Annotated in this window: 27 protein-coding genes and 1 tRNA gene; 21 read left to right on the top strand and 7 right to left on the bottom strand. The window is 44.3% G+C overall.

Annotated elements, in window-relative coordinates; translation table 11 throughout:
• From lpxI to ABJ081_10055, 7 genes are all read left to right on the top strand, one after another.
• A complete protein-coding gene (gene lpxI, locus ABJ081_10085; protein MEP6357022.1) occupies positions 1–867 on the top strand; it encodes a UDP-2,3-diacylglucosamine diphosphatase LpxI in 867 nt (288 codons plus the stop codon).
• The gene (gene lpxB / locus ABJ081_10080; GenBank protein MEP6357021.1) at positions 860–2017 is read left to right on the top strand and encodes a lipid-A-disaccharide synthase; all 1158 of its coding nucleotides are present in this window, start codon (positions 860–862) and stop codon (positions 2015–2017) included. The genes lpxI and lpxB overlap by 8 nt, the downstream gene beginning before the upstream one ends.
• A 21-nt stretch (positions 2018–2038) precedes the next feature.
• A complete protein-coding gene (locus tag ABJ081_10075) occupies positions 2039–2401 on the top strand; it encodes a copper resistance CopC family protein (GenBank protein MEP6357020.1) in 363 nt (120 codons plus the stop codon).
• Positions 2402–2407: 6 nt separating this feature from the next.
• A complete protein-coding gene (locus ABJ081_10070; protein MEP6357019.1) occupies positions 2408–3280 on the top strand; it encodes a CopD family protein in 873 nt (290 codons plus the stop codon).
• 147 nt (positions 3281–3427) lie between these two features.
• A complete protein-coding gene (locus tag ABJ081_10065; GenBank protein MEP6357018.1) occupies positions 3428–3709 on the top strand; it encodes a PqqD family protein in 282 nt (93 codons plus the stop codon).
• Positions 3710–3727: 18 nt separating this feature from the next.
• On the top strand, positions 3728–4198 hold the full coding sequence (locus tag ABJ081_10060) for a lasso peptide biosynthesis B2 protein (GenBank protein MEP6357017.1): 471 nt from the start codon (positions 3728–3730) through the stop codon (positions 4196–4198).
• 2 nt (positions 4199–4200) lie between these two features.
• A complete protein-coding gene (locus ABJ081_10055) occupies positions 4201–5178 on the top strand; it encodes a hypothetical protein (protein MEP6357016.1) in 978 nt (325 codons plus the stop codon).
• Between the two features lie 126 nt (positions 5179–5304).
• Here ABJ081_10055 and ABJ081_10050 read toward each other — a convergent pair whose 3' ends face one another.
• Positions 5305–5436 (bottom strand): hypothetical protein, encoded by a 132-nt coding sequence (locus tag ABJ081_10050; GenBank protein MEP6357015.1) that lies wholly within the window; start codon positions 5434–5436, stop codon positions 5305–5307.
• Between the two features lie 149 nt (positions 5437–5585).
• On the opposite strand from ABJ081_10050, the gene ABJ081_10045 reads away from it, so the two are divergent.
• Genes ABJ081_10045 through ABJ081_10030 form a run of 4 tightly spaced genes read left to right on the top strand, consistent with a single transcriptional unit; the run spans position 5586 to position 8784 of the window.
• Positions 5586–6992, top strand: a complete 1407-nt coding sequence (locus ABJ081_10045; GenBank protein ID MEP6357014.1) for a class I adenylate-forming enzyme family protein — start codon at positions 5586–5588, stop codon at positions 6990–6992.
• Between the two features lie 4 nt (positions 6993–6996).
• Positions 6997–7569 (top strand): GNAT family protein, encoded by a 573-nt coding sequence (locus ABJ081_10040; protein ID MEP6357013.1) that lies wholly within the window; start codon positions 6997–6999, stop codon positions 7567–7569.
• Positions 7562–7801 carry an acyl carrier protein gene (locus tag ABJ081_10035; GenBank protein ID MEP6357012.1) on the top strand — a complete coding sequence of 80 codons (240 nt, stop codon included), beginning with the start codon at positions 7562–7564 and terminating at the stop codon, positions 7799–7801. Before ABJ081_10040 ends, ABJ081_10035 begins: the two co-directional genes overlap by 8 nt.
• 47 nt (positions 7802–7848) lie before the next feature.
• The gene (locus ABJ081_10030; GenBank protein MEP6357011.1) at positions 7849–8784 is read left to right on the top strand and encodes a nucleotidyltransferase family protein; all 936 of its coding nucleotides are present in this window, start codon (positions 7849–7851) and stop codon (positions 8782–8784) included.
• A 108-nt stretch (positions 8785–8892) separates the two neighbouring features.
• Here the strand turns inward: ABJ081_10030 and ABJ081_10025 are convergent.
• Positions 8893–8980: transfer RNA gene (locus ABJ081_10025), tRNA-Ser, on the bottom strand.
• A 177-nt stretch (positions 8981–9157) separates the two neighbouring features.
• On the opposite strand from ABJ081_10025, the gene ABJ081_10020 reads away from it, so the two are divergent.
• The 10 genes from ABJ081_10020 (at position 9158) to wecC (ending at position 19885) form a co-directional block, all read left to right on the top strand.
• Positions 9158–9550 (top strand): hypothetical protein, encoded by a 393-nt coding sequence (locus tag ABJ081_10020; GenBank protein MEP6357010.1) that lies wholly within the window; start codon positions 9158–9160, stop codon positions 9548–9550.
• Positions 9551–9707: 157 nt separating this feature from the next.
• The gene (locus ABJ081_10015; GenBank protein ID MEP6357009.1) at positions 9708–11051 is read left to right on the top strand and encodes a septal ring lytic transglycosylase RlpA family protein; all 1344 of its coding nucleotides are present in this window, start codon (positions 9708–9710) and stop codon (positions 11049–11051) included.
• 80 nt (positions 11052–11131) lie between these two features.
• A complete protein-coding gene (locus ABJ081_10010) occupies positions 11132–12298 on the top strand; it encodes a D-alanyl-D-alanine carboxypeptidase family protein (GenBank protein ID MEP6357008.1) in 1167 nt (388 codons plus the stop codon).
• A gap of 27 nt (positions 12299–12325) precedes the next feature.
• Positions 12326–13012 carry a dTMP kinase gene (gene tmk, locus ABJ081_10005; GenBank protein MEP6357007.1) on the top strand — a complete coding sequence of 229 codons (687 nt, stop codon included), beginning with the start codon at positions 12326–12328 and terminating at the stop codon, positions 13010–13012.
• Positions 13009–14055 carry a DNA polymerase III subunit delta' gene (locus tag ABJ081_10000; GenBank protein MEP6357006.1) on the top strand — a complete coding sequence of 349 codons (1047 nt, stop codon included), beginning with the start codon at positions 13009–13011 and terminating at the stop codon, positions 14053–14055. Before tmk ends, ABJ081_10000 begins: the two co-directional genes overlap by 4 nt.
• 61 nt (positions 14056–14116) lie before the next feature.
• A complete protein-coding gene (gene metG / locus ABJ081_09995; GenBank protein ID MEP6357005.1) occupies positions 14117–15664 on the top strand; it encodes a methionine--tRNA ligase in 1548 nt (515 codons plus the stop codon).
• A 2-nt stretch (positions 15665–15666) separates the two neighbouring features.
• The gene (locus ABJ081_09990) at positions 15667–16467 is read left to right on the top strand and encodes a TatD family hydrolase (protein MEP6357004.1); all 801 of its coding nucleotides are present in this window, start codon (positions 15667–15669) and stop codon (positions 16465–16467) included.
• Between the two features lie 11 nt (positions 16468–16478).
• Positions 16479–17285 carry an MBL fold metallo-hydrolase gene (locus tag ABJ081_09985; protein MEP6357003.1) on the top strand — a complete coding sequence of 269 codons (807 nt, stop codon included), beginning with the start codon at positions 16479–16481 and terminating at the stop codon, positions 17283–17285.
• A gap of 204 nt (positions 17286–17489) precedes the next feature.
• Positions 17490–18632, top strand: coding sequence for a UDP-N-acetylglucosamine 2-epimerase (non-hydrolyzing) (wecB, locus tag ABJ081_09980; protein MEP6357002.1), 1143 nt, complete (start codon positions 17490–17492; stop codon positions 18630–18632).
• A gap of 2 nt (positions 18633–18634) precedes the next feature.
• Positions 18635–19885: a UDP-N-acetyl-D-mannosamine dehydrogenase gene (gene wecC / locus ABJ081_09975; GenBank protein ID MEP6357001.1), complete on the top strand. Its 1251-nt coding sequence runs from the start codon at positions 18635–18637 to the stop codon at positions 19883–19885.
• A gap of 48 nt (positions 19886–19933) precedes the next feature.
• Here the strand turns inward: wecC and ABJ081_09970 are convergent, their stop codons facing one another.
• From ABJ081_09970 to ABJ081_09950, 5 genes are read right to left on the bottom strand one after another with little or no spacing between them, the layout of a single operon-like run.
• The gene (locus ABJ081_09970) at positions 19934–21082 is read right to left on the bottom strand and encodes a glycosyltransferase family 4 protein (GenBank protein ID MEP6357000.1); all 1149 of its coding nucleotides are present in this window, start codon (positions 21080–21082) and stop codon (positions 19934–19936) included.
• On the bottom strand, positions 21079–21705 hold the full coding sequence (locus ABJ081_09965; GenBank protein ID MEP6356999.1) for a CatB-related O-acetyltransferase: 627 nt from the start codon (positions 21703–21705) through the stop codon (positions 21079–21081). Before ABJ081_09965 ends, ABJ081_09970 begins: the two co-directional genes overlap by 4 nt.
• Before the next feature lie 24 nt (positions 21706–21729).
• On the bottom strand, positions 21730–23013 hold the full coding sequence (locus ABJ081_09960) for a hypothetical protein (protein ID MEP6356998.1): 1284 nt from the start codon (positions 23011–23013) through the stop codon (positions 21730–21732).
• A complete protein-coding gene (locus ABJ081_09955; protein MEP6356997.1) occupies positions 23000–24352 on the bottom strand; it encodes a hypothetical protein in 1353 nt (450 codons plus the stop codon). The genes ABJ081_09960 and ABJ081_09955 overlap by 14 nt, the downstream gene beginning before the upstream one ends.
• 13 nt (positions 24353–24365) lie before the next feature.
• Positions 24366–25505, bottom strand: a complete 1140-nt coding sequence (locus tag ABJ081_09950) for a DegT/DnrJ/EryC1/StrS aminotransferase family protein (protein ID MEP6356996.1) — start codon at positions 25503–25505, stop codon at positions 24366–24368.

Here is a 25505-nt window from a genome sequence, read left to right as displayed (position 1 = left end):
ATGATGGCCTCAAACCCAAAAGAAAAGCCAATTGGTGTTTTCGCTGGTGGTGGTGGCATAGTTGGCGAATTAATAAGTGCACTGGAAAGCAAGGCGCAGCCCTTTGCGGTGGCGGCTATCGAAGGCGAGAGTGATGATGAGCTCAAGGCCGATATTATTTCCCATTTTAAATGGGGGCAAATTGGGAAGATTGCCACGTATTTCCGCGAGCAGGGCTGTGAAAAACTGGTGCTCATTGGGCGTATAAATAAGCGACCAGATTTTCTTAATATTGTTGCAGACCCAAGCACTCTTAAACGTATTCCTAAAATAGTTGCAGCCATGACGGGTGGCGATGACAGTCTTTTGCAAAAGGGCATCAAAATCATCGAAGAAGAAGGTTTCACCGTCATTGGTGCCCAAGAAGTCGCGCCCGAATTGCTACTTGAAAAAGGGCTCTTTGGCAGCAAAAAATCCTTCTCTCATTTTGCAGAAGATGCTGTTACCGGGAAAGCCGTTTTAAGAGACCTTGGTAAACATGACATCGGCCAAGCCTTGGTTATACATAATGGACGTGTGCTGGCTGTTGAAGGTGCAGAAGGCACTGACAATATGTTGCGGCGGGTCAAAATGTTACGTGAGGAAAAGCGCATCACCAATAAGGGCGCAACTGGCGTTTTAATTAAAGCCGCAAAACCCAATCAAGACTACCGAGTTGATTTGCCGACAATCGGGCCACAGACAATTAGGCTTGCTTCTGACGCAGGTCTTGCTGGCATAATTTGTGAAGCAGGAAAGGTGCTTGTGGCCAGCCGCTCAGAGACATTCGCATTAGCAAAGAAACATAAAGTATACCTATCAGGTGAGGGTGGATTTAGTCATGAGTGATGCGCTATTCCATGTTTTCATTGTAGCGGGCGAGGAATCCGGTGATCAGCTGGGGGCGACGCTCATAAAAGCTCTCAAACAGCGCCTAGGAGGTGATTTGATTGTCTCTGGTGTTGGTGGGCGAGCCATGACGGAACAGGGCTTACAATCGCTGTTTGATATGGATGAAATTGCGGTTATGGGTGTGACAGCTGTTATCCCACGGCTACCGAAAATCCTCAAACGCATCAATGAAACGGCGAAAGCTGCTATTGCTGCTAAGCCTGACGCCCTTGTTATTATAGATAGTCCGGACTTCACGCACCGCGTGGCTCGTAAAGTAAAGGCGGCAATGCCAAACTTACCTGTTATCGACTATGTCTGCCCTAGTGTATGGGCATGGCGGCCTGGTCGTGCGAGTAAAATGAGAACCTATGTCGATCATGTTTTGGCACTATTGCCCTTTGAACCGCAAGCGTTGAAGGAACTCAATGGACCGGCTACGACTTATGTCGGCCATCCACTTGCAACTCGAATTACAAAGCAAGACCAAAGACTTGAAACAGATACACGTAAAACGCTACTCGTTCTTCCTGGAAGTAGAAGCGGTGAAATCAAAAGGCTTCTGCCTATATTTCAACAAACATTACAAAAGCTCACATCTGTGCGCGATGATATTGATATTGTAATTCCTGCTGTGCCCCATCTTGAAGCAACCATTCGCAGCACAGTGTCACAGTGGCCGCTTCCGGTTCGAATTGCCTCTGGAGAAGATGAAAAAAAAGCAGCTTTTAACAAAGCATCGGCAGCCTTGGCAGCATCAGGCACGGTCTGCCTAGAGTTGGGTTTAGCTAATATTCCCATGCTTGCCACCTATAAGCTCGATCCAATAGCAAGCAAGTTACGCTTCCTTATGACGACGTGGTCGACAAATTTAGTGAACCTGATTATCGATTATCCCATAGTGCCTGAATATATAGATGTAGATCTTCATCCGGGCAAATTATATCGTGCTTTAAATCGGCTTTTAGATGACACACCAGAGCGGCATACACAGCTAGAGGCCTTTAAAGTTTTGCGAGAAAAAATGGCGTTAGAAGAAGGTGTTTCATCTGATGAAAAAGCTGCTGATATTATAATGCAGCTAACAACAAAAAGCAGGTCGAGCTAGCGCCCACACAAGGATTGATTGATGTTGATGAAGCATATTTGTCTTGTATGCATTTTATTGCTTGGTTCAGTGAGCGCAGTACATGCTCATTCGTCAACCAAGATGACAATTCCTGAGGCGGGTGCAATTTTGAACAAGGCTCCAGATGCTGTTGCTTTGACATTTATAGAACCTGCCCGTGTTACCAAAGTCTTGTTGACCCACAAAACTGATGCCAGCTCGCAATCCGTTAATCTTAAAATCCCTACGAAAGAATTTGTCACAACAATAAAGCTGGCCACCGATATGGTGGGCGCTGGTGATTATCAAATTATATGGCGTGCTTTAGGACATGATGGACACCCAGTAAATGGGGCATTTTCTTTTAAAGTAACGGGAGAATAATAGACTATGCTGATGTGGGATATCTGGCTCACCACTGCAGTTTTACTCAAACTTATTGTTTATATAAGCTCCTTCATGGCGATCGGCTCGATGCTGTTTATTATTATGGTGCAGCCCACGCTAAACACTCTACAAAAAAACCTTCTCAATATCACTATTACAATGTGTCTGATTGCGCTTGTTACAACCGCTATTAGCATACCGGTTCAAGCCGGGCAGATGTTGGATAGTGGCATTATTGGCATGATGGATCGTGAAATGTTGCAGCTTGTTGTGCAAGGACCATCGGGGACTTCCACATTTATCCGAGCTGTTGGTTTACTTATTTTGATAGGCGCAGTCTTTTTCATTTCAACACGCTTAATACTCATACCAATTGGTGCTTTTATGGTGGCGCTGTCTTTCGCGCTTGTTGGTCATGCGACCGAACAAGCAATGTGGCTTAGCAGCTTTCTTACCCTACATCTTCTAGCGGTCAGTTATTGGATAGGGGGGCTGTGGCCGCTTCATCGATTGGCGAGCTCCATTGATACCAGACCAATGGCTGGTCTGCTCGCTCGCCGGTTTGGTAAACAGGCACAATATATCGTGCCTGTTTTGATCGTCACTGGCGTTATATTTTCCGTCATGCTTGTCGGAAATTTTCAGGCTTTATTTGGTTCACTTTATGGGTGGGTTTTGATTGGAAAGATCAGCGTCGTCTGCCTTCTTCTCGGTCTTGCTGCGCTTAACAAACTAGTTCTTGTGCCATCATTACTAAAAGCAGATGAGCAAGCAGCAAGACACCTTCAATTATCTATACGTTTTGAGGTGTTTTCATTCTTCATTATCTTGTTTATTATTTCTGTTTTAACATCAGCAATAACCCCGCCTAAATAAGTGCTAAAAGAGCGGAGATTTTCAATTACGCAGATAAAGTTGCATGCTCACTAGTAATTAAGTCATATTAGATGGCTATTGTAGTAAGAACCTATTTAAGCCTTTTAGTGCTTACGGAATTATAGCCAGAATAAATGGATAGTAAGAATGAGTAAAATTACACATAGTACAATTTTAGAGTTCGAGCAGGTCGCCAGCATGCGTTCTGTTGGGGAGGGAGCGGTTATTCTTCTAGCTGATAGCGGGCAACTTTATACCTGCAACGAGACATCTGAAACTATATTACGCGACATGAGCAAGCAGCGAAGTATTGGCGATATGGTTGATCTTTTATGTGAAGAATTTGATATCACAAAAGAAACCGCCACAACTGATGTTATCGAGATTGCTGAGAACCTGATCGAAGAAGGAATTTTACGCATTGTCTAATAGGCTGGTATTATAGCAATGTCCTCGCAAACGAAGACCGATTATAGTGCGATCCATCGTCGCGATAAACCTGCTGGTTTAGCTCGTTTTTTATTACGATGCGAGATGTGGCTTCATGCTCGCTTACTTCCTTTTCAGGTGAGAGGTAAGCAGCTGCAGCAGGCTCTTAAATTAGCACAGCCGACGCCAAGAATGTTTCATTTCAAAAATTTATCGCCAGCCTACATCGTAAAAGCTGTGCGCCGCACGACACGCCGCCCGTGGTTGATGCGTGATCGTCGCTGTTTTCGCCAAGGCTTGCTTACCTATCGCTATCTCCTTCATACAGGCCACCAACCGCAACTCCATTTTGGTGTGGAACCTGATGTTGTGACGAACGAGAAAGTGAAGGCCCATTGTTGGGTGACTCTCGATGGTAAAACGGTGATTGGTGAATCCGATATTCCCTATATCGAAGTACATGTCCATGCAGACCATAAGGCCAAATGAAGATGGCAAACCACATCTATGATCTTGGCCCCACGCAGATCCGTGTTGAAGCAGAATATGAAGATCTACTTATTGGGTTCAATAACTTTCTTGAAGAGCGACGCTGGCTAAATACATCAAAACTCACTCCAGTTAGCACATTCGAAGTTAGTATTCGTATAGGCGAAACAAAACCACACCCTGCTGATTGCGAATTACTGTTTCAAGGGAAAATGCAGACTGAAGGAGAATGCGAATTTGCTCGCAGGGGAGAGACATATTTTCTGTCGTTTCCCGGTGAAGCACGCATGATGATTGATGTTGAAGGACGACGGGCGGAAATTGTTGTTGCACATAACCACAGAATACGCGCTCAAGGTTGCATGGTGCCGATCATCATTGAATATGCACTAGACCGAGAAGATCAACAGGTCGTTCATGCGGCTGGGCTCGCTTTACCTGATGATAAAGGAATGATTTTGATTTCTGCCGCGAGTAACACAGGCAAGACAACCACGTCATTGGCGCTGGCAAAATGTGGACTAAAATTTGCCGCAGACGATGTTATGGTGCTGCGGCGCGAGGCTGATGGTCTCGTCGCTTGGGGTTTACCTCGATGGCTCAACGTGCATCGCAAAACGGCAGAAATGTTGCCATGGCTAGAACTAGAGCCAAAATGGAATGAAAATGAAGAACAGATGGTACCTCGACGAGATATTGCATCTAAGATTGATATTGAAAATTCTACCTTGCCGGTAACGGCTCTTATCCATTTGAAGCGTGGTGAAAAGGCAGCAATTGAGCCGATAGAAGCTACCGATATGTTGGTTCATCTTACCGAAGATAATGTTCGTGGTTCACCCACTGGGCTAACATCCTTGCAGGCAAACCGTTTCACTATGCTGGCTGATCTTGTGGATAGCGTTCCAGCTTATAGTGTGACGATTGGCGAAGGTCTTTTAGATATTGAAACAGTCGCGCGTGATATCAAAGAACTATAGCGATATATTGACTGTTAGAATTGTTTAGCCCAACCGCGTTTAATTTTACAGAGAATAAAAAAATCCGCCGAAAAACGGCGGATAATATAAATTATCTCTTATTTTATAAGGCGAAGCTGGGATTAATTAAGCACTCGCTATAGCAAGAGGTTTAGCTACAACTCTTGCATCTGAATCTAACGCTGAAACTACCGTTGAAATTTTTACGCGTTTTTCAATGCTTGGTTTAGCATATGCTTTTTTAATTTTTGTATTCATCAGATTTCCCCTTATACAATACCATTTACATAATGCTTTGTTACACATAATAATACAATATGTCAAAACTGATATTAAGTTAATAATATATATTATTAATGCAAAAAATGGGGAGCTGCAATCGTCAGGTCCAGTGAAATTTTCAAACAATGTTACTTTCTCTTTTTAATAATCAAGCCAACCTCATCGATCAACGTTTAGACAAAACAATCGACTTGTCTAAATTTAAGAAAAACATCAAAGCGCGGGCAGATGTGTTGCATCGCTCTGGTCTTGGTAACGGGCAATGCGCGATAGTCGCGCGCACAGCACCTCTCGATTATCTGCTTGATATTTTTGCCCTATGGCAAGTGGGTGCGATGGCTGTTGCTATCAATCCCTCTATCACGCAAGAAGAGCGTGACAATGTCATGCGCGCGACCAATGCATCTCATCTGTTGGATGATACACCACTAGTCCCGATAAAGGGTGGGGCGTGTCATACCTATGAGCCGCTGGGTATTAATGAGGCTGCCTTGACACTTATGACCTCTGGCACCACAGGCCAGCCCAAGGGTATTGTTCACACTCAACAAAGCTTAGCGGCGCGCATTGCACTTAATATCGCGGCCATTGGTGCTGATACTCTTGCGCGCTCTTTATGTGTTCTGCCACTTCATTTTGGACATGGGCTTATCGGCAATATTTTTACTGTGATGGCCGCTGGCGGAACGTTGCATCTTTGGCCTCAGCCCAGCATACAAGAGATGGCAAGCTTTGGCCCCTTGATTGATGAGCATCGTTTTACTTTCATGAGTTCAACGCCATCATATTGGAAAATAGCTATGCGGTTATCATCGCGCCCACACCATGCCATGCAGCGTGTCCATGTTGGCTCTGCACCGCTTTCTATAGAAAACTGGCAAGCGATCGCTGAATGGACCGGCACTCAAAAGGTGTTTAATATGTATGGCATGACAGAAACGGCGAACTGGATTGGTGGCGCTTGTCTTGAAGATGAAAACTTAGCGGATGGTTTGGTAGGTCAGCCTTGGGGTGGTTCATTGGCATTACTAGATCAAAACAATAAAGTTACACAAGAAGGGACGGGCGAGGTGCTTATCTCCACGCCATCAATGATGACAGGGTATCTGGGAATGGAAGAAGCGACACAGGCAGCATTTCACGACTCTTGGTTCCGCACAGGTGATATTGGCCGCCTTGATGCTGAGGGCTGCTTAACGCTGATTGGTCGCATCAAACACGAAATCAATCGCGGCGGCGTCAAAATTCCCGCTGAAGAAATTGATTTGCTGCTTGAACGTCATCCCGCTATCAATGAGGCTTGCGCCTTTAGCATAGAAGACCCTATCGCAGGAGAAGCCGTGGCAGCGGCAATTGTATTCAATGAAGAAGCCAATGTGCAATCGATCCTTGAGTGGTGCCGTGAAAGATGTCGAGCGGAAGCTGTGCCTTCAAAACTTTTCTTACTTGATGAAATACCACGTAATGACCGTGGTAAAGTGGTGCGCGATCGTGTGCGTGAGGCAGCACTAGCAATAGGGGCGGGGGAATAAATACATGAGCAAAACTGGACTTAAAGCACCCTTTGAAAGCGAACGCTTCCGCCTTGTGCCGTTGAATAAGTGGCAAGCCTTTAGATTGACGCATCCATGGACAAGTGACAGCGCCTTCATGTCGGATTATGCCGGTTCTGGCGAGAGCGTATCACGCTGGAGATGGTATCGACGTATGTTGAGACCAAACAATAAGAATAAATTTTGCCATGCAATCATTCCACATGGAGAAACCAAGCCTATAGGAGTGCATAATATCGTGATTCACCCCTATAAGTCATGCCTTCTTGCCGTTGGTATCCCTGACCGTGATTGGTGGGGTAAGGGGGTTGTGCATGAAGTGCGAGGCCGGGTGATAGAACACGTTTTTGAGCACAGTGATGTAGATAGGATCTACTCACAAGTGAACGCACGTAACTTCCCTTCGATTTTCAACTACCGAAAACACGGGTTTACGCATGTCGGTACTATTCACAGGGTAAAGCAAGACAAAGTCACGGGAGCTATCCACGACATGCTCATTTTTGAGATGTTCCGCGAGGAATGGATGGAGAAGAAGGCAAAAGCCAATGCATGACGATCAAATGAAGGCAGGCATTGAAATTATTGCCTCAGTTCTCGGTTGCCAATCACAGGATGTTAAGCCAGATGCGACCATTGGTTTTCATCCTCAGTGGGACAGCATCACACATGTGACAATCATAATGGCGTTTGAGGAGAAGCTCGGACGGCAATTGAGCACTGAAGAAATTGCTTCCTTGATAGATGTTCAAAGTTTCGCCGCTTTACTTGAGCCTTTGAATGAATAAGCTTTTCTTTGGCGTATTGGAGCATGGAGGTGACTGTGACTAATCAAATGACCACTATGTTAGCTAAACTCGCGGACCCTGAGGCTCCAGTCTTGGAGCTATCGGCGCAGGATCGTGAAAAGGTTCTTGAGTTAGCGCGCCTGCATAGGGTTGACAATATTCTGTGGCGCAAATTCGGTTCCAACGTTGATACCAAAGAGGGCGCTCACACGCTTACTCGTGTAGGCCAGTCAATGCTCCTCGACAGTCTTCGTCATGACATAATGGACGGATTCAAAGAAAAGGGTGTGAGTGCCTGCATCGTTAAGGGGCCCGTTTTTGCCCAACGATTATATACATCAACCAGTGACCGTCTTTTCACCGATATAGACCTGCTGATTGATCCTACTGTTATGCCAAAGGCACTTCTGACGATGAGTGAACTTGGTTATAATCGACCAACCAAAACTTGGGACAATTCCGATCGTGATATGGAATATAAGTTCTATCATCCAGATCACCCAATCGTGCTGATAGAGCTTCATGGCAATCTGGTACATTACCCTTTACTGCGCAGACGCGCGAGCTTTGGTCTGCGCGATTTACTTCAAGCAGGTGAGGGCGATGGAGAAGCGCCTAATGCGCTGCTTGCCACAGCTATTGTGCACGCAACTCTTGGACACAAAATAGATCATGTCCAGATGCTGGTTGACGTGCTTCAGGCCACAAGAAACCTGCCACGTGACGACTTCACAAATGCTGTAGAAATTTTAAAAAAGATGCGACTAGGGCTCGAATGCGCTGTGTGTCTTTCTGTTGTGGGGCAATTATTTGATGATGATGTCGTGAATGAACTTGCCGCTCATTTCATAGGCGGGATTCGCTCAAAGATCGGCAGGAAACTAATCACGCCAGATGTCGTCGTACAGGCGCAAGGAAATGAAAGGCACAAAGGCTCATGGCGTAGGCGGAAGACATTTCGCATGCTGCAATATCTGCCTTAAAGCCCACTACAAACCAAAAGTGGCCGTATATATCTTATAAAATGAACCCAACGATTCCGTTGGTTTTAAGCAATCATATTTTTTAATAAATAAGTTAAGTGAGGCAAATGGCGGAGAGGGAGGGATTCGAACCCCCGGAGACTCGCGCCTCAACGGTTTTCAAGACCGCCGCATTCGACCACTCTGCCACCTCTCCACGGGTGCCGTAATGCGACGATGTTCAAAATAAATCAAGTGGAAAATCATATTTCTGCCATGAGTACAGTGAAAAAATGTCACATAGGCCCGATTTGAGAACCCAAAGGTGAACCAATATCCTTTTTAAACGTACTATATTCTAACTCTAGATATAATGGTTGGGAGATATCTTCTCATGAATAAGAATTCTCTAAGCACTATTGTTTTGTCATTTATGATGTTGTTTGGGGCTATGGCAACGGCAAATGCATCTGCTTTGAATAACGATGAGATCAAATCTCTTGTTAATGACAAAGTCGTATTTTTGAAAATTCCGGTAGGCGGTGAATTTCCACTTCGTTATAAGCCCAATGGCACTGTACTTGGTGATGGGTCAGCGGTTGGTCTTGCTAAGTTTTTTACGCCAAAAGACTCGGGTCGTTGGTGGGTTAAAGACAATCAACTGTGCCAAAAATGGGAAGAGTGGTATAAAGGCAAAACCGCTTGTTTTGTTATTAGCAATCTGGATGGAAAGAAATTTCGATGGAAGCGCAATGATGGAAAGAAGGGGTCTGGTCGGGTTAAATAAGATTTAATAATTTATTGAGTGTTCTGTGTGATTATGTCTCGAGGCTTTGACAGCCCTTTGTGTATTGAGTAAACGATTGGTTCTGCATGTGCGTTGAGATGTTTGAAAAAACACTCTGATTTGCTTGCGACCATGATATAGATGAGGCAACCCTACAGTGTTTGTTGATCAAGGATCGAGCCACCACATGGTGAAGCGAGAAGATGCCTCACGTATTTCCCTTAAGTCGGGCCTTATTTTAGGCTTTGGACTATTATTGGCAAGCTGCGCGTCTAATACGACACCTCAGAAAAAGGCTTCTGGGACCAATAAAACACTATCACGCGTAGATTCAAAACCACCTGTAGAAGCTGAGATTGTTACCAAGGCAAAATTTAAAGCGGGCAAAGCCTATGGCACAGCCAGTGAACGGATTGTTCGCTCTGCTCTAAAACCTGTCCCACGCGGCGGCGGACGGGCGGTTGTTGGTAAACCCTATAAAATCAATGGGCGTTGGTATAAACCACGCCGTCAGCCTAATTATAATAAGACAGGTATTGCTTCTTGGTATGGACCAAATTTTCACGGCCGCAAAACGGCTAATGGTGAAATATATGATCAAACGGCTCTTTCTGCTGCCCATCCAACTTTACCTTTGCCCAGCTATGTTAAGGTGACAAATCTATCAAACAAACGTTCTGTGATCGTGCGTGTTAATGATCGTGGTCCGTTTCATAAAAGCCGGATTATCGATCTCTCTTATCGCACAGCCGAATTATTGGGCACGCGGGCAGGGGGACTTGCCAAGGTTAAGGTGAAATATGTCGGGCCAGCGCGCGTTGATGGTAAAGATGAAAAATATCTGTTGGCTTCATACAAGGGCCCAGGCTCAGTAGAGCCAAGCCGCGTTGCCGCACGCAACAAGCTTTTACAATATGCTGGTCTTTCACCAAATCATGAATTAGTTCATGCCGATCTCCCGGCAGTAACAGCGCCACCACCAATTGCGTCTCCAAATCGATACGCAGAACCATTGCGAAGCTTTGCTGGTAGTGGACACGCGCCGTCACCAACTCCCACTATTGTTTCCTCTCAAACATCTGGTAGCGCTATATCAAACCAGCCATTGTCTTTGTCACCTAGCGCCTCTCGAGGCTTAGAAGCACCTAACGTGACGCCTGCTCGCCTTATTAAAGCAAATCCTGCCGCCGAGTCTGGTGGAGCTGCTTATGCCGCACGCGATGTTCGTTCATCACATGTCAATAATGTTTTCTCCAAAGTACTAAAAAATGAGGCGCTAAATTGGAAGACGGATGAAGTCGAGCACTTGCATGTAGGGATATTCCTAGACCGTAATGATGCTTTGAAGATTAAAGATAAATTAGCGCGATTTGGTGCCGTTAATCTGAGTGAACACTATGTTGATGGTAATCCAGCGATACGCATTGATCTTGAAAGCAATTTACCATTTGCTAAAATAGCTATCCGCCAAGTGTTATCAAAAGCTATTATTACAAAGTAATATCTATATAATAGCTGTGCAATGATCAGCGTGGCTACGCCACATCAAATAGATACAACAGGTTAGCTATGATTTCTCGTATGCACATCAGCTGTGCAATAGGTGTTTTTGCCCTCTTAATCTTTGTTACCAATGTTAAAGCGCAGGTTTTTTCAACGAAGGCTGAGTTTGCTGTTTTGGTTGATGTCAATTCAGGAACAACGCTTTATACAAAAAATGAAAATAAGCCGATGCCGCCAGCTAGTATGGCAAAAATGATGACATTGGCAGTGGTATTCGAGGCTTTGAAAAAAGGCGAGCTTGCGCTGCACGATACGATGCCTGTTACCGTCGACGCTTGGAAAAGGGGGGGAACCAATTCTGGTGGTTCCACGATGTTCCTTGATCCGAACCCAAAGGTAGACCCTCCAACTGTAGAAGATCTTATTAGAGGCATCGCCATTCAATCAGGCAATGACGCAAGTATCGTGATTGCTGAAGGAATGTCTGGTTCTGAAAGTGCCTTTGCCGCTCGTATGAATTCTTTAGGTAAAAGCATTGGTATGACCAATAGTAATTTCACAAATTCAACAGGACTGCCTGATCCTGAACAATATACAACAGCACATGATCTCGCGGTTTTGGGAATCTATTTGATAGAAGAATTCCCAGACCTTTATGCCTATTTTTCTGAACCAGAATTTACGTGGAATAAAATCCGTCAATTTAATCGCAATCCACTTTTGAAAGCCAAAATTGGCGGCGATGGTATCAAAACAGGATTCACGAAGGAATCAGGTTTTGGTATGGTTGGCTCAGCTGTCCAAGATGATCGCCGGCTCTTGTTGGTCGTCAATGGATTGAATAAACGACGAGCTCGTACGGAAGAAGCCAAAAGGTTGCTGGCATGGGGATTTAGATCATTTCAATCATATCCACTCTTTGAGAAAAATGAAGTTATTGGAAGCGCTAAAGTATTTGGTGGTGAGAAAAACTCAGTCGAGGTTATCTCAAAGAGACCGATTGCTGTGCTTTTACCAAAGGGTGATCGTGGTCGTATTACCGCTAAAGTTCACTATAGAGGCCCATTAAGTGCACCCGTTGAGGCAGGTCTGCCTATTGGTGAATTGATAGTCAAAATTGATGGTAAGCAAGTGCAATCACAAGAGGTGTTCACAAATGAAGATGTGGCTATAGGAACCTTGAAGCAACGCGCTTATGGTGCTCTATGGGAGTTGACGGGCGGTTGGCTTGGATCAAAGCTGTAAAGCAGACGACCGTTTTGTGAGGGTGATTTGCCAGGAATATTCATAACTTTTGAAGGTGGTGAAGGCGCTGGTAAGTCTACTCAGATAAAAAGACTTGCTGAACGTTTGAAAAAAGAAGGGCGCGAAGTCCTTTTAACGCGTGAACCTGGGGGCTCGCCTGGAGCAGAGGCTGTGCGTTATGTGCTGTTAAGTGGTGCCGCAGAGCCATTTGGTGCAAAGACTGAAGTCATGCTGTTTGCAGCCGCTCGCCTTGATCATATGCGGGAGACAATCTTGCCCGCGCTCAATCGTGATGCCGTCGTGCTTTGTGACAGATTTTATGATTCAACAAGAGCCTATCAAGGAGGAGGCGATGGCGTCTCACCTGATTATCTTGCCTTGATGGAAGAAATCGCAGTCGGTTCACACCATCCCGATTTGACTATCATTTTAGACATAGATCCCAAACTTGGTTTAGAGCGCGTTAAATCGCGCCTTAAGGATTCAAAAAAAGATTCTAACGACGCACAACACATCGATCGCTTTGAGAAGGATACACTTGCTATTCATAAAAAGCGCCGCGCCGCGTTTTTAGCCATAGCCAAGCGCGAGAAAGACCGCTGTGTCATCGTTGATGCCAATCAGGAGGCAGAGGGCGTGTCACAGGTAATCTGGTCCATTGTCAACTCTCACATGGCAAAAGAGATCAAAAACAAGCTAAGGCTCAAAAAATGAGTGCAACTGAGCATGAGCTTCCTATTGCAGATCGAATTGAGGGGTTAAAACAGCCCTATGAGCACAGTGTCTTAAAAGGACAAGAGGAGGCGGAGACGCGTTTTTTGGAGGCTGCATGTTCTGGTCGTCTCCATCATGCATGGCTACTATCTGGGCCGAGCGGATGTGGTAAAGCCACCTTTGCTTTTCGAATGGCTCGATATTTTGCACAGGCCAATGAGGAGGGTGGCTCACCTACAGTTGATGATCTGAATAAAGCAGGTGCGCATGATAATCCGACATTTAAACAAATCGCACGTGGCGCACATCCTAATATTTTACATTTGCGCATTCCATTTGATGAGAAAAAAAAGAAATTCAAAACTGAGGTGACCGTCGATGAAGTGCGACGTAGCGTTGCTTTTTTTGGGATGTCATCCGGTGATAAGGGCTGGCGTATCGTGATTGTTGATAGCGCCAATGATATGAATGCTAATGCAGCTAATGCACTTTTGAAGATATTGGAAGAACCTCCTGAAAGAACAGTATTTTTTCTTTTGTCATCGCAACCAGGTAGATTGCTACCTACCATTCGTTCGCGGTGTCAGCATTTAGCGTTGAAACCACTGGACAATGACAATTTGATTGCAGCCTTAGAGAATGCCTCTCACGATATAACCTTTGAGGCTGACACCTTAAAGCGGCATCATACTGTCATTAATGGTAGCGTTCGCCGCGCGTTTCATTTTGCTAACAATGATGCAGAAGCTCTCTTGAATGATTTCAATACGCTGATTGGCCAACAACCCACTTATGATATTCCTATGTTGCATCAATTTGCCGATAGCGTCAGCGCCCGCAGTGCTGATGAGAAGTATGCGTTTTTTATTGAGTTCATTGAAAATTATGTGGCGAACAAAGTAAGAGTATTCGACAACATAAGGCCGCTTGTCAGCTGGACTGAGGTATGGGACAAGATGCAGGCGCGGATCAAGCAGGAAGAGGCTCTAAATCTCGACCGAAAACAGACTATATTAGCTCTGTTTCACGACCTTCGCATTTAACTTTCAATTGAGCACCTCAATCAAAAATGCTCCCATGATAAAGTGAAGATTATATATTCGCATGTCTGACAATAAAACATTCTACATTACCACAGCCATCGTTTACCCCAACGGTGCACCTCACATTGGCCACGCTTACGAGCTGATCGCAACTGATGCAATTGCCCGCTTTTATCGACTCGATGGTTATGATGTTTATTTCCAGACAGGAAGTGATGAGCACGGCATTAAGATGATGCAAACAGCAAGAGAGCAGGGCATCACACCCCGACAACTGGCTGACACTAATACAGCCGTGTTCCAAGATATGAGCCCAGCCCTTGGGTGTGAGCCAAATAGTTTCATCCGGACCACTGATGAAAGTCATAAAACTGCTTGTCAGGCTATTTGGCTCAAGATGCAGGAAAATGGCGATATCTACAAAGACAGTTATTCCGGCTGGTACTCTGTGCGTGATGAAGCTTATTACGATGAGACCGAGACTGAATTGCGCGATGATAAAAAGCGCTATGGACCGCAGGGGACGCTAGTTGAATGGGTAGATGAGGAAAGTTACTTCTTCAAGCTGTCAGCCTATGGTGACAAGCTACTTGCGCTCTATGACGCGCAACCTGACTTTTTATGCCCCAAAGAGCGGCGCAATGAAATTGTCAGCTTCGTTAAATCAGGCCTGCGCGATCTATCCATTTCTCGCACCACATTTGACTGGGGTGTTCCGGTTCCAGGCGACGAAAAACACGTCATGTATGTATGGGTCGATGCGCTGACGAATTATCTAACTGGCCTTGGGTTTCCTGACATGCAAACAGATGCTTTCAAAAAGCACTGGCCGGCAGACGTTCATATCATCGGTAAAGACATCACACGCTTTCATGCAGTCTATTGGCCAGCCTTCTTAATGTCGGCAGGAATTGATCTACCCAAACAAGTTTTTGGCCATGGCTTTGTCCTCAACAAGGGCGAGAAAATGTCTAAATCTATAGGCAATGTGCTCGACCCATTCGCTTTGGCAAACCACTATGGAATTGACCAAATTCGTTATTATTTACTCCGTGAAGTACCTTTTGGTCAGGACGGAAGCTATAGCCATGAGGCAATTGTTAATCGGGTAAATGCTGACCTCGCCAATGATATAGGCAATCTTGCTCAGCGGTCTTTATCTATGGTTTATAAAAACTTAGACGGATTACTTAATGCACCAGATGCACTAAGTTCTGAAGATGAATCTATGTTGGAAATGGCTGATGGGATGCTGGAGAAATGTCGCACTGCCATGAAGGGCTACGGCATTCATCATTCGACAGCAGCTGTGTGGGATGTGGTGGCAGAGGCCAATCGATACTTCGCTGGGCAAGAACCTTGGGCTTTAAAAAAGACTGACCCTGTACGCATGGCAACCGTTCTTTATGTGACAGCCGAAGTTGTGCGGCAAGTGGCAATACTGGCGCAGCCTATCGTGCCCACATCCGCCAATCTGCTGCTTGATACCCTCAAGATACCAAATGACCAGCGTCAGTTTGCTGATTTAACCCAGCGCCTCGCTTCTGGCACCGTGATTGATAAGCCTGAGGGTGTATTTCCGCGTTATGTGGAAGAGGGGGAGCGCTAGAGATGCTTGTAGATAGTCACTGCCATCTCGATTTTCCTGATTTTGAAGATGAACTGGACGATATAGTTGCGCGCGCAAAGGCTGCCGGCGTCCAACGCATGGTAACCATTTGTACGCGCGTTAAAGAGTTTGATCGTGTGCTAGCGGTCGCAGAACGCTTTCCTGAAGTCTACTGTTCTGTTGGAACTCATCCTAATAATGCAGATGAAGAAACTGATATAACTTACGAATATATAATAGATAAATGCTCAAACAATAAAGTCGTAGCTATTGGTGAAGCTGGGTTGGATTATTATTATGATAAAGCAACACCCATCAACCAAGCGAACAGTCTGCGTCTACATATTGATGTCGCACGTGAGACGGGATTGCCGCTCGTGATTCATGCTCGCAGTGCCGATGAGGATATGATTGCGCTTTTAGAGAAGGAATCCACAAAAGGATTATTCCCAGCAATTTTGCACTGTTTTTCATCTGGGCCAGCCTTAGCAAAAGCCGGTCTTGCGCTTGGGCATTATGTTTCTTTTTCAGGCATTTTGACCTTTAAAAACGCACAGGAAATTCGTGATATCGCAGCTGATGTACCGATGGACCGCTTGCTTGTTGAAACTGATGCACCATATCTCGCGCCAACACCCTATCGCGGAAAACGTAACGAGCCCGCATATACAGCGCATACGGCAGCAGTTTTGGCTGAAGTGAAGGGTGTGAGCACCGAAGAAATTGCAGCTCAAACAACCAAAAATTTCTTTAAACTTTTCACCAAGATACCAAAGCCTGAATCATTCAACGGCAGTATATAAGGCGAGCTTTTATGGATCGCATGATTTTCACAATTCTTGGATGCGGCTCTTCGCCTGGTGTGCCTCGTATTGGCAATGATTGGGGTGCCTGTGATCCAAAAAACATTAAAAATCAACGCTTACGGTGTTCCTTGATGGTTGAGCGTGTAAACGAGCAGGGGGCCACAACACGCATTTTGATCGACACCTCACCTGATTTGCGCACCCAAATGCTACGTGAAGATGTTCAGCATATTGATGGTGTTATATATACCCACAGCCATGCTGACCACATTCATGGCATTGATGATTTGCGGGGATTTTGGATATTACAGCGACAGCGGATCGATACATATGCTGACAAAATAACTGCCGCGCGCTTAAAAGAAGCTTTTGGTTATTGCTATGAAACACCGATGGGAAGTTCTTATCCTCCAATTCTCAATGAGCATTTGATTGAAGCTTATAAAGAAGTGACGATTATCGGCCCCGGTGGTCCTATCACAGCTTTACCATTTGAGCAGACCCACGGTGATATTTCATCGCTTGGCTTTCGCATTGCGAACTTTGCCTATTCAAGTGATGTGAACAAACTCGATGAGAAAGCCTTCAGTGTTTTGACTGGTCTCGATACATGGGTCGTCGATGCGCTACGCTATACGCCGCATCCAAGTCATTTCTCGCTCTCAGAGGCATTAGAGGCTGGTAAGCGCGTGAATGCGAAACGTACGATCCTGACGCACATGCATATTGACCTAGACTACGAAACGCTAAAAGATGAACTCCCACAAGGGTTTGAACCAGCTTATGATGGTTTAAAATTAGAGATATCCATATAATAGCATATATTTTTATTCCATAATATATATTATGCGAATAATGTTTGTTGTTTGTTTTGCCTAAAGCTCTAACCTCCCTTTTGGTGTATATTGACAAGGTAATGGATTTAATTATTTATCCCACCCGCTAAGGTGGCAAAAACATCGCAACACAATCGTTATTACTTCCCATAGTTAGTTTGGTTGCAAATCAAGGTTATCTATATGACTCCAACAAAACGGATATTACTTGTTTTCGGAACAAGGCCTGAAGCTATAAAAATTGCTCCCTTGGTATTAGCCCTAAAGGAAGACTCGCGGTTCGATGTGAAGGTCTGCGTTACAGCGCAGCATCGCCAAATGCTGGATCAAGTCCTTGAGCTGTTCGAGATTGTTCCAGACTTCGATCTAGACATCATGACCCCAAACCAGACGCTGCACCAGATAACCGCTAGGATATTGGAAGGGATGCGAACGGTTTATGAAGCCTATGACCCTGATATGGTCTTAGTGCATGGTGACACAACCACAACATTTGCTGCCGCCCTTGCTGCTTATTATGCCAAAATACCTGTTGGGCATGTTGAGGCTGGACTGCGAACTGGGAATATTTATTCGCCTTGGCCAGAAGAAGTAAACCGCAAGCTCACAGGGAGTTTGACTGCCTGTCATTTTGCTCCAACTGATTTAGCTCGTGACAATCTACTTGCTGAAAACATCGATGGAAAATCGATTGAGGTCACAGGCAATACAGTCATTGATGCCCTACTCCACATACAAGCGCGTATAAAAGAGCATCCAGCACTTATGGCCACACTGGACGATAAATTCAAATTTTTGAATAAAGACAAACGCCTCATTCTTGTAACAGGACATCGGCGAGAAAGCTTTGGCGGTGGATTTGAGCGTATTTGTAATGCTTTGAAAGAAATTTGTACGGAAAACTCCGACGTGGAAGTGCTCTATCCCGTCCACCTAAATCCGAATGTTCAAGAACCAGTCAATAGAATATTAGGCGGTGATAAGAATATCCATCTCATTGAGCCACAAGATTATTTGCCCTTTGTTTATCTGATGGATCGGTCGCATATTATATTGACAGATTCAGGTGGCGTGCAGGAAGAGGCCCCTTCCCTTGGTAAGCCCGTACTTGTCATGCGAGATACAACAGAACGTCCAGAAGCCGTTAATGCTGGAACTGTCAAATTAGTGGGCAGCGATGTGCAGAAAATCAAAGCAGAAATTTCTATACTTTTGAATGACCAAGACGCGTATAACACCATGAGTATGGCCCATAATCCATATGGAGATGGGAAAGCATGTTCGCGCATCATCAAGAGATTAAGCCAGATTAAAAGCAAGGACTGACAGTGAATTTTTCCAAAATATGCGTCATTGGATTAGGCTATATCGGTCTTCCTACAGCAACTATATTCGCTTCGCGCAAAGTCGAGGTTATTGGTGTTGATGTCAATCAACATGCAATCGACACCATCAATCGTGGAGAGATCCATATTATTGAACCCGACCTCGACATTATGGTCCGCTCTTGTGTGCAGGCGGGATATTTGAAAGCGACCAATAAAGCGGAGCCTGCAGAAGCATTTCTGATTGCGGTCCCCACCCCGTTTAAGGGGACAGGTCATGAGCCTGATTTAAGCTATATTAAACAGGCAGCATTGACGATCGCGCCAGTTTTAGAGCAAGGCAATCTTGTTGTTTTGGAATCCACCTCACCTGTTGGCGCCACAGAGAAGCTGGCAAATTGGCTGGCAGAGGCCAGACCAGACCTCACCTTCCCTGAAACACACGGAGAAGACTGCGACATACTTGTTGCTTATTGCCCTGAAAGAGTTTTGCCTGGGCACGTAATGCGAGAACTTTTGGAAAACGATCGTGTCATCGGTGGAATGACGCAAAAAAGTTCAGATGCAGCCGTGGAACTCTACAAAACGTTTCTGCAAGCCGAATGTGTAATCACCAATTCCCGTACAGCTGAAATGGCCAAACTGACAGAAAACAGTTTTCGAGATGTGAATATAGCTTTTGCCAACGAACTTTCATTAATTTGCGACGAACTGGACATCAATGTTTGGGAGTTAATTGCACTAACCAACCGACACCCAAGAGTTAATGTTCTACAACCTGGCCCAGGCGTGGGTGGTCACTGTATTGCCGTTGATCCTTGGTTCATCGTCAGCAGAACGCCAAATCTGGCAAAGATTATTCGTACGGCGCGCGAGGTAAATGATGCGAAGCCGGAATGGGTGATAGAAAAAGTTGAGGTCGCTATTGGTTCTTTCCTGATTGCCAATCCTGACAAAACAGCAAAAGACGTTACCATTTGCTGTTATGGATTAGCCTTTAAGGCTGACATTGATGATCTGAGAGAAAGCCCTGCCCTGAGTATTGCGAAACAATTGAGAGAACGGCACTCTGGGCGGGTCCTCGCGGTAGAACCTAATATTGCGAAGCTACCTAAAGACTTGGACAAGATTAAATTGGTCCAGTTGGATGCCGGAATTTTAGAAGCCGATATTCACGTCATGCTTGTCGCACACAAGGAATTTAAAGTTGTCGAGAACTGGAGTGGATCGATGGTCGATATTGTTGGAATTTAAGGGGCCAGTTTGACTATCCATTCGTGCCAATGCCTGCGGAGTGAAGGATCAACTCAACACTCGTTTTGCCAATTTTTTATAGTCCAGAATTGCCTCGGCAATGGCGTAAGAGTTTTGCTGCATCCGTTCTAGCTCATCTCTTTTGGTTGAGACTTCTTTCAATATATTTTCCAGGGATTGAGCCTCACTAATGAGCCAACCGTTTTCTTTTATGTATTTGGTATGTGCTTTCACATCGTCTAGGATCACTGCGCAGTGAGCACATAGGCTATTTTGCATCGTTACAGATTGGGTTCCAGGTTGTAGATAGATGTCTGCTGCGGCCAATATTGCATTCATTTCATCAGCGGATTTCCAACCGAGAAATTGCACTCTCTTATCAGCGTTGATAAGAGCCATTACTTCAGCCTCAATCGTATCGTCCAAAACTCCAATAATGCATAATCTAAAGTCAGGATTGGTCACTTTGGAAAATGCTGTCAAACTCTCAATCAGTTTTTTCTTTCGAGTTATTTTGCCTGATTGAACAAACAAGATTTGTTGTCTTTCAATCTTTAGCGCTTGCCTAGAAGTTTCGCGTAATTTTTTGTACTCATCAGGCGGTATTGGCCTGCCGCCTAACGGATAAAATTCTAATTTTCCTTTGGGAATGCCATATACCTCATTTACGAAGTCCATGACCTCAGTCGATATGCATAATATCTTTGAAAACGCCTGATGTGATTTTCTTAAGATCGGCCCATAGTAGCGTCTGTGCAGTATTTCGCGTGAGACAAATCCTTTTGCAGAGTTCCCCCAATATTCATGCGCATCTATATACGTAATGACTTTTGGAAATTCTCTTTTGTATCTGGCAATATTCAGCATCTCCCAACCCGTCGTGCCATGAAATAAAATAGCATCTGGCTTCAACCTTACGAGAAGATCATAAACACCTTTGTGGATGCGTAATTTTGACGCGATGAAATGAGATAAAAAGGCAAACCTGTATGGAAGCCGTATTATTCGCGCCCCTTCCGCACCAATGTAATCGGCGGGCTCTACATAAACTGTCTTGCCGTTTTCATCGTGATTATGCGTCGAGGCGATAACAATAACCTCATGGCCATCTTTGATATGCTGCTTGACCAACTCATTTTCTTGATAACTACGGTCATCGATATAAAAGCATGATAAACATACATGTGCGATTATCATATTAAGCCCTTACTTTTTAGAAAATCGGTGGGGTCGGTAAACAAAGAAGCAGCTTCGGTCAAAGTTACATCATCATAATTCCACCATTGAGATTCCAAGAGTGCGTTGACAATCGCAGTATCAAATCTGGCGCGAATTAGCCTCGCTGGATTTCCAGCAACTATGCTGTAGGGCTGGACATCTGAAGTAACAATGCTGCCCATACCGACAATGGCACCATCACCAATCTTAATGCCAGCTTTTATTTTTGCCCCATGTCCTATCCAGACATCGTGCCCTATATAGGTTTGTGGTTGGTGAGAATAACTATGCAGCGAGTATGTTTTCTTGGGGTTTCCTTTATGCTTTAAAAATGCCGGGCTTGTAGACACAAAGTGAGACGGGTGACCTGCTCCTCCGATATAGACTTGATCGGCAATTGAGCAGAAACTACCTATGTCTACATTAATCAGTGTGCAGTTATATCCACAGTAAGAGTGGCGTCCCATCTTTAAATTTGAAACTTGTGACCCTGCTTCAATCTTTGATGTGGGATCTATATTGCTGGACTTTATTGCGCTTATTTGTGCCTTTTTTAAAGCTCTAGCTAAGATATAACGCAGGTTAGTTAGTAGGTTGTTCATCGAATTATTGTTCCAAAAAATAGATCAAAGCTTGTTGATTTGTTGATGATTAGCTTTCAGATGAACAAAAAACCTTGCGACATATCCAAGTAAAAGGACGCTGCTTGCAGCGAGTACAGCAACCCATGCTTCGTGTCCCAATTTTGCAACTGATATAAACGCAATTATTACAAAAATAAATGTGCCGAAGTCACAAAGCAATTGCCAATGTGCTTTGTTGTAAACGATTAGATGAGTTGTTGGACTGAAAACGATCATACCTACAAGATAAGGGGTTACAGCCATCAAAAGCAAACCTGCACCACTCCATTCTTCTGGCCCAAATATATAAGGAATATAAAAAGGGCCCATTAAAAATAGCATCCCCATTGGAATTGCTAAAATTGCTAATCGTTTAATTGTAGATATATAAAAGTGTCGCAAACTTTTGGGGTCGGATTTTGCCATTGTCGCTGCATCTGCCCAAAAACTCTGCACAAGAGCTGCAGTGATCAATCCAATTGGTGCTGTTGCAACTCGGAATACCAAACCATACCAACCAATAATTTTTGCACTGTAGAATAATATCAGAAGACCTGTGATACTCATGGTCATCGATATATTGACGATGCTAAGTGCTGTTGATGATAGGAGTTGGCCCCTATAAAAAAACAAAAGTAGGCTGGCTTTTCGAAAAACTGTAAAAGGCTTTTTAAGCTTGGGCGCCCTTTTGCCTGAAAAAAGAACAATGGCTGCTAATGCAAAGCCGGACACATAAGCAAAAATTAGCGCGGTAGAGACCGGGATGAGCATCCCGAAAGCTAAACTTAAAACCAGTGTAACAAGAGCCTGTGTGAGCTTTGCTTTGGCAACGCGAGACAAATCACCCGTGAAAACATACCAAGCCTGACCCAGAAGCTGAAAAACCCCCGAAATTACACCGAAAAGAAGTAGTGTTAATTCCAGGTTGCCGATGTGCGTGTCGAAAACCAGAACGGTGTAATTTTTCAAAAGAAAAAACAAAAATACAAGTATCAGCAAAATCAATGCTGCGACCATAAGGCCAAGGATTATTAATTCCTTTACCCGCCTTTCCATCTTAGAATTTGGAATGACCCATTCTATTCGAAGGCTCAAAAAGCTGAGCATAATGCTTTGGAAAAGCATGAACGTGGTCAACATGCCAAAAGCTTCTGGAGCGTAAAGCCTTGATAATATAGGTAGCGAAACAATACCTATAACTTGAGAAATTGCGTTTGATGATGCGGTCTTTATAAAATTCGCCCGAAATCTCTTTGATCCGCCAAGTAAGTTTTCAAGAAATGGCATTACGCTGCCTTTGCGGACGCCTCTGGCTCCTTAAACTTATGGGCTGGCCGGGTTGGCGCCATATCATGATAATAAACACCAATGAAAAGAAACCGTAGCTCAATAATGCGGCAGGAAGATCTGTCGAGGTGAAAAATACACTGAAGAAATAAAAGCCAACTCCTGCAGTAGCGACGCGTGGGGAGGTTACATAACTCAAATAATTTACATAGTTTGTAACAACACCTGAAAGCACAGCATATATCAGCATGCCAATAACACCAGCATTGCCATAACCAGAACCGAGCCAACCAGTGTTTGCATTATGAAACTGAACAGCTCTGGCCGACACATCGATACCACTGAAGTAGCTTCCGATAACTCTGGGTGTTGAGACGCCATATGGAGATTGAACAATTCCCAGCCCCACTGTAGAGTCTGACCAATAGGCATAAGGGTTTGTTGTGAAAAACTCCCAGTACAAGAAATTTGCATAGGCCGGCACGAACAAGTATCGCCGCACAAAGAGCGTGGGTAATTCGAGTAATTCGGGATCATAAATATACAGAAGCGTTAGACCTGAAGAGATGCCGCAAAATAATAAAATCAGTATCTTTTTTGGGCTACGTAAACCTAAAATGTAATACAAACCCAATGTAAACGCGCCTACAAATAGGAATGACTTATTAGAGGTCAGGCCGAATATCAGAATATTAATAGCAATCAAAATTATTATTAACGGGTACTTTTTCAAATAAATTGATAGCGCGAAGCCAAAACTTAAAATAATACCGATATAATTCAAAAGCAGGTAATTTAATATTGAACCGCGAGTTGAGCTGGCATCACGTCTGAATTCGTAGACAGAGGAAAAATCAAAATTTAAAAAACTCAATCCGCCTCTCGCTATTGTTAATAATAAAATTAACAACCCAATGAAAATACAAAGATAGATATAATTTGATTGGGAGATAATCCCATATTGTAATCTTATCGTGAGCGCAGTGATTTTTAATTTTGATACATACAAAGATATAGAAAAACAGACCATTACCCAAGCGAGGTAATCTACACCCACCTGTTTATAACTCGCGATGACGCACATTGGCATAATGGGTGTGATGAAAAAGAATAAATGCATATAATCGCTTGGCCGTTTACCAAGCCCAGCGGTTATAAATGCCCCTATCGCAAATAAAAGTGCAGAAATTTCGAAAGCAAATTCGTTTTTAGCACCATGCCCCCATGAGGTCTCTAGAAAATCTTGTCCCCAAGCCTCCAGCATGAAATGCGTATAAGCGAAATGAAGTGCAATATAATAAATTACAAGAAACAGGAATGTATGTAACTTTTTTTCCATGTTTTTAAGCCAGTTACAATGACTGGTGCCTCTCGTAAAAATAGTTCTTTATTGCCTCTACAACAAAATCTTGCTCACCCTCAGTTAAGTAAGGATGCATCGGCAGCGACAATACCGTTTTACTAAGATGTTCTGATACCTGCAATCCATTTGGATCACGCGGAAATTCTGCATAAGCCGGCTGTAGATGCAGGGGTTTGGGATAATACACAACGCTTGGGATATTATGCTCGCTGAGACAGGCTCGCAAAGCTTCACGTGCTTTATTCGTTTCCAAGCTTACTGTGTATTGTGCCCAGATTGATCGGCAGTTTTCTGGAACATGCGGTGTTTTTACAATGCTTTTCAAACCTTGCGTATAGCGGTCAGCAACTACTTGGCGTTTCTCGATTTCGTCCTCGTAAACAGCCAGTTTCTCCAGCAGTATAGCGGCTTGTAAGGTGTCCAGTCGAGAATTCATGCCAATGCGAGCATTATCGTATTTTTCAGTGCCCTTGCCGTGAATTCGCAAACTATCAATGCGCTCGGCGTAAATTTCATTATCCGTAAAGATGGCACCACCATCGCCGTAACAACCCAATGGCTTTGCTGGAAAAAAGGACGTGGTTGTGATGTCGGCAAGTGTCCCAGTCATCCTATTATCGAATAATGCACCGAACCCCTGCGCGGCATCATCAATGATATATAACCCTTCATCCTGAGCTATTTTACCAATCGTGCTAAAGTCTGCAGCTAATCCGAACAGGTCAACGCATACAACAGCTTTAGGGTTAAGCCCGATCTCTCTGGCATGGAGGATTGCCCGCTTCAGGCTCTCAGCATCAATGTTGAAGGTTTCGGGATTAACATCGACAAATACAGGTGTTGCATTTTGTCCGGGCACGACCTCCGCACTTGCTGCAAAAGTGAAGGATGGAACAAAAACTGCATCATCAGCTCCAATCTCCAGTGCCATCATTGCGAGTTGCAGGGCATCAGTTCCATTGGCGCAAGTTAAAGTATGTTTTGCACCACAAAAGCTACCCAGTTTATTTTCAAACTCAGCAACCTCCGGCCCCATTATATAGGCTCCATGTGCAAGAACATCTTGAATGCGGACATCAAGCTTACTTTTTATGCGATTTTGTTGGGCGGCGAGATCAATAAATTTCAT

The sequence above is a fragment of the Hyphomicrobiales bacterium genome (assembly GCA_039989895.1).
Classification (GTDB): domain Bacteria; phylum Pseudomonadota; class Alphaproteobacteria; order Rhizobiales; family JACESI01; genus JACESI01.
The sequence above is the reverse complement of the archived record's forward strand: the minus strand, read 5'-3'. Positions and strand labels throughout refer to the sequence as shown.

Bases quoted from the DNA above. Each gene is read 5' to 3' on its own strand.
- lpxI (MEP6357022.1), top strand. From the start codon at position 1: ATGATGGCCTCAAACCCAAAAGAAAAGCCAATTGGTGTTTTCGCTGGT.
- lpxB (MEP6357021.1), top strand. From the start codon at position 860: ATGAGTGATGCGCTATTCCATGTTTTCATTGTAGCGGGCGAGGAATCC.
- ABJ081_10075 (MEP6357020.1), top strand. From the start codon at position 2,039: ATGTTGATGAAGCATATTTGTCTTGTATGCATTTTATTGCTTGGTTCA.
- ABJ081_10070 (MEP6357019.1), top strand. From the start codon at position 2,408: ATGCTGATGTGGGATATCTGGCTCACCACTGCAGTTTTACTCAAACTT.
- ABJ081_10065 (MEP6357018.1), top strand. From the start codon at position 3,428: ATGAGTAAAATTACACATAGTACAATTTTAGAGTTCGAGCAGGTCGCC.
- ABJ081_10060 (MEP6357017.1), top strand. From the start codon at position 3,728: ATGTCCTCGCAAACGAAGACCGATTATAGTGCGATCCATCGTCGCGAT.
- ABJ081_10055 (MEP6357016.1), top strand. From the start codon at position 4,201: ATGGCAAACCACATCTATGATCTTGGCCCCACGCAGATCCGTGTTGAA.
- ABJ081_10050 (MEP6357015.1), bottom strand. From the start codon at position 5,436: ATGAATACAAAAATTAAAAAAGCATATGCTAAACCAAGCATTGAAAAA.
- ABJ081_10045 (MEP6357014.1), top strand. From the start codon at position 5,586: ATGTTACTTTCTCTTTTTAATAATCAAGCCAACCTCATCGATCAACGT.
- ABJ081_10040 (MEP6357013.1), top strand. From the start codon at position 6,997: ATGAGCAAAACTGGACTTAAAGCACCCTTTGAAAGCGAACGCTTCCGC.
- ABJ081_10035 (MEP6357012.1), top strand. From the start codon at position 7,562: ATGCATGACGATCAAATGAAGGCAGGCATTGAAATTATTGCCTCAGTT.
- ABJ081_10030 (MEP6357011.1), top strand. From the start codon at position 7,849: ATGACCACTATGTTAGCTAAACTCGCGGACCCTGAGGCTCCAGTCTTG.
- ABJ081_10020 (MEP6357010.1), top strand. From the start codon at position 9,158: ATGAATAAGAATTCTCTAAGCACTATTGTTTTGTCATTTATGATGTTG.
- ABJ081_10010 (MEP6357008.1), top strand. From the start codon at position 11,132: ATGCACATCAGCTGTGCAATAGGTGTTTTTGCCCTCTTAATCTTTGTT.
- ABJ081_10000 (MEP6357006.1), top strand. From the start codon at position 13,009: ATGAGTGCAACTGAGCATGAGCTTCCTATTGCAGATCGAATTGAGGGG.
- metG (MEP6357005.1), top strand. From the start codon at position 14,117: ATGTCTGACAATAAAACATTCTACATTACCACAGCCATCGTTTACCCC.
- ABJ081_09990 (MEP6357004.1), top strand. From the start codon at position 15,667: ATGCTTGTAGATAGTCACTGCCATCTCGATTTTCCTGATTTTGAAGAT.
- ABJ081_09985 (MEP6357003.1), top strand. From the start codon at position 16,479: ATGGATCGCATGATTTTCACAATTCTTGGATGCGGCTCTTCGCCTGGT.
- wecB (MEP6357002.1), top strand. From the start codon at position 17,490: ATGACTCCAACAAAACGGATATTACTTGTTTTCGGAACAAGGCCTGAA.
- ABJ081_09970 (MEP6357000.1), bottom strand. From the start codon at position 21,082: ATGATAATCGCACATGTATGTTTATCATGCTTTTATATCGATGACCGT.
- ABJ081_09965 (MEP6356999.1), bottom strand. From the start codon at position 21,705: ATGAACAACCTACTAACTAACCTGCGTTATATCTTAGCTAGAGCTTTA.
- ABJ081_09960 (MEP6356998.1), bottom strand. From the start codon at position 23,013: ATGCCATTTCTTGAAAACTTACTTGGCGGATCAAAGAGATTTCGGGCG.
- ABJ081_09955 (MEP6356997.1), bottom strand. From the start codon at position 24,352: ATGGAAAAAAAGTTACATACATTCCTGTTTCTTGTAATTTATTATATT.
- ABJ081_09950 (MEP6356996.1), bottom strand. From the start codon at position 25,505: ATGAAATTTATTGATCTCGCCGCCCAACAAAATCGCATAAAAAGTAAG.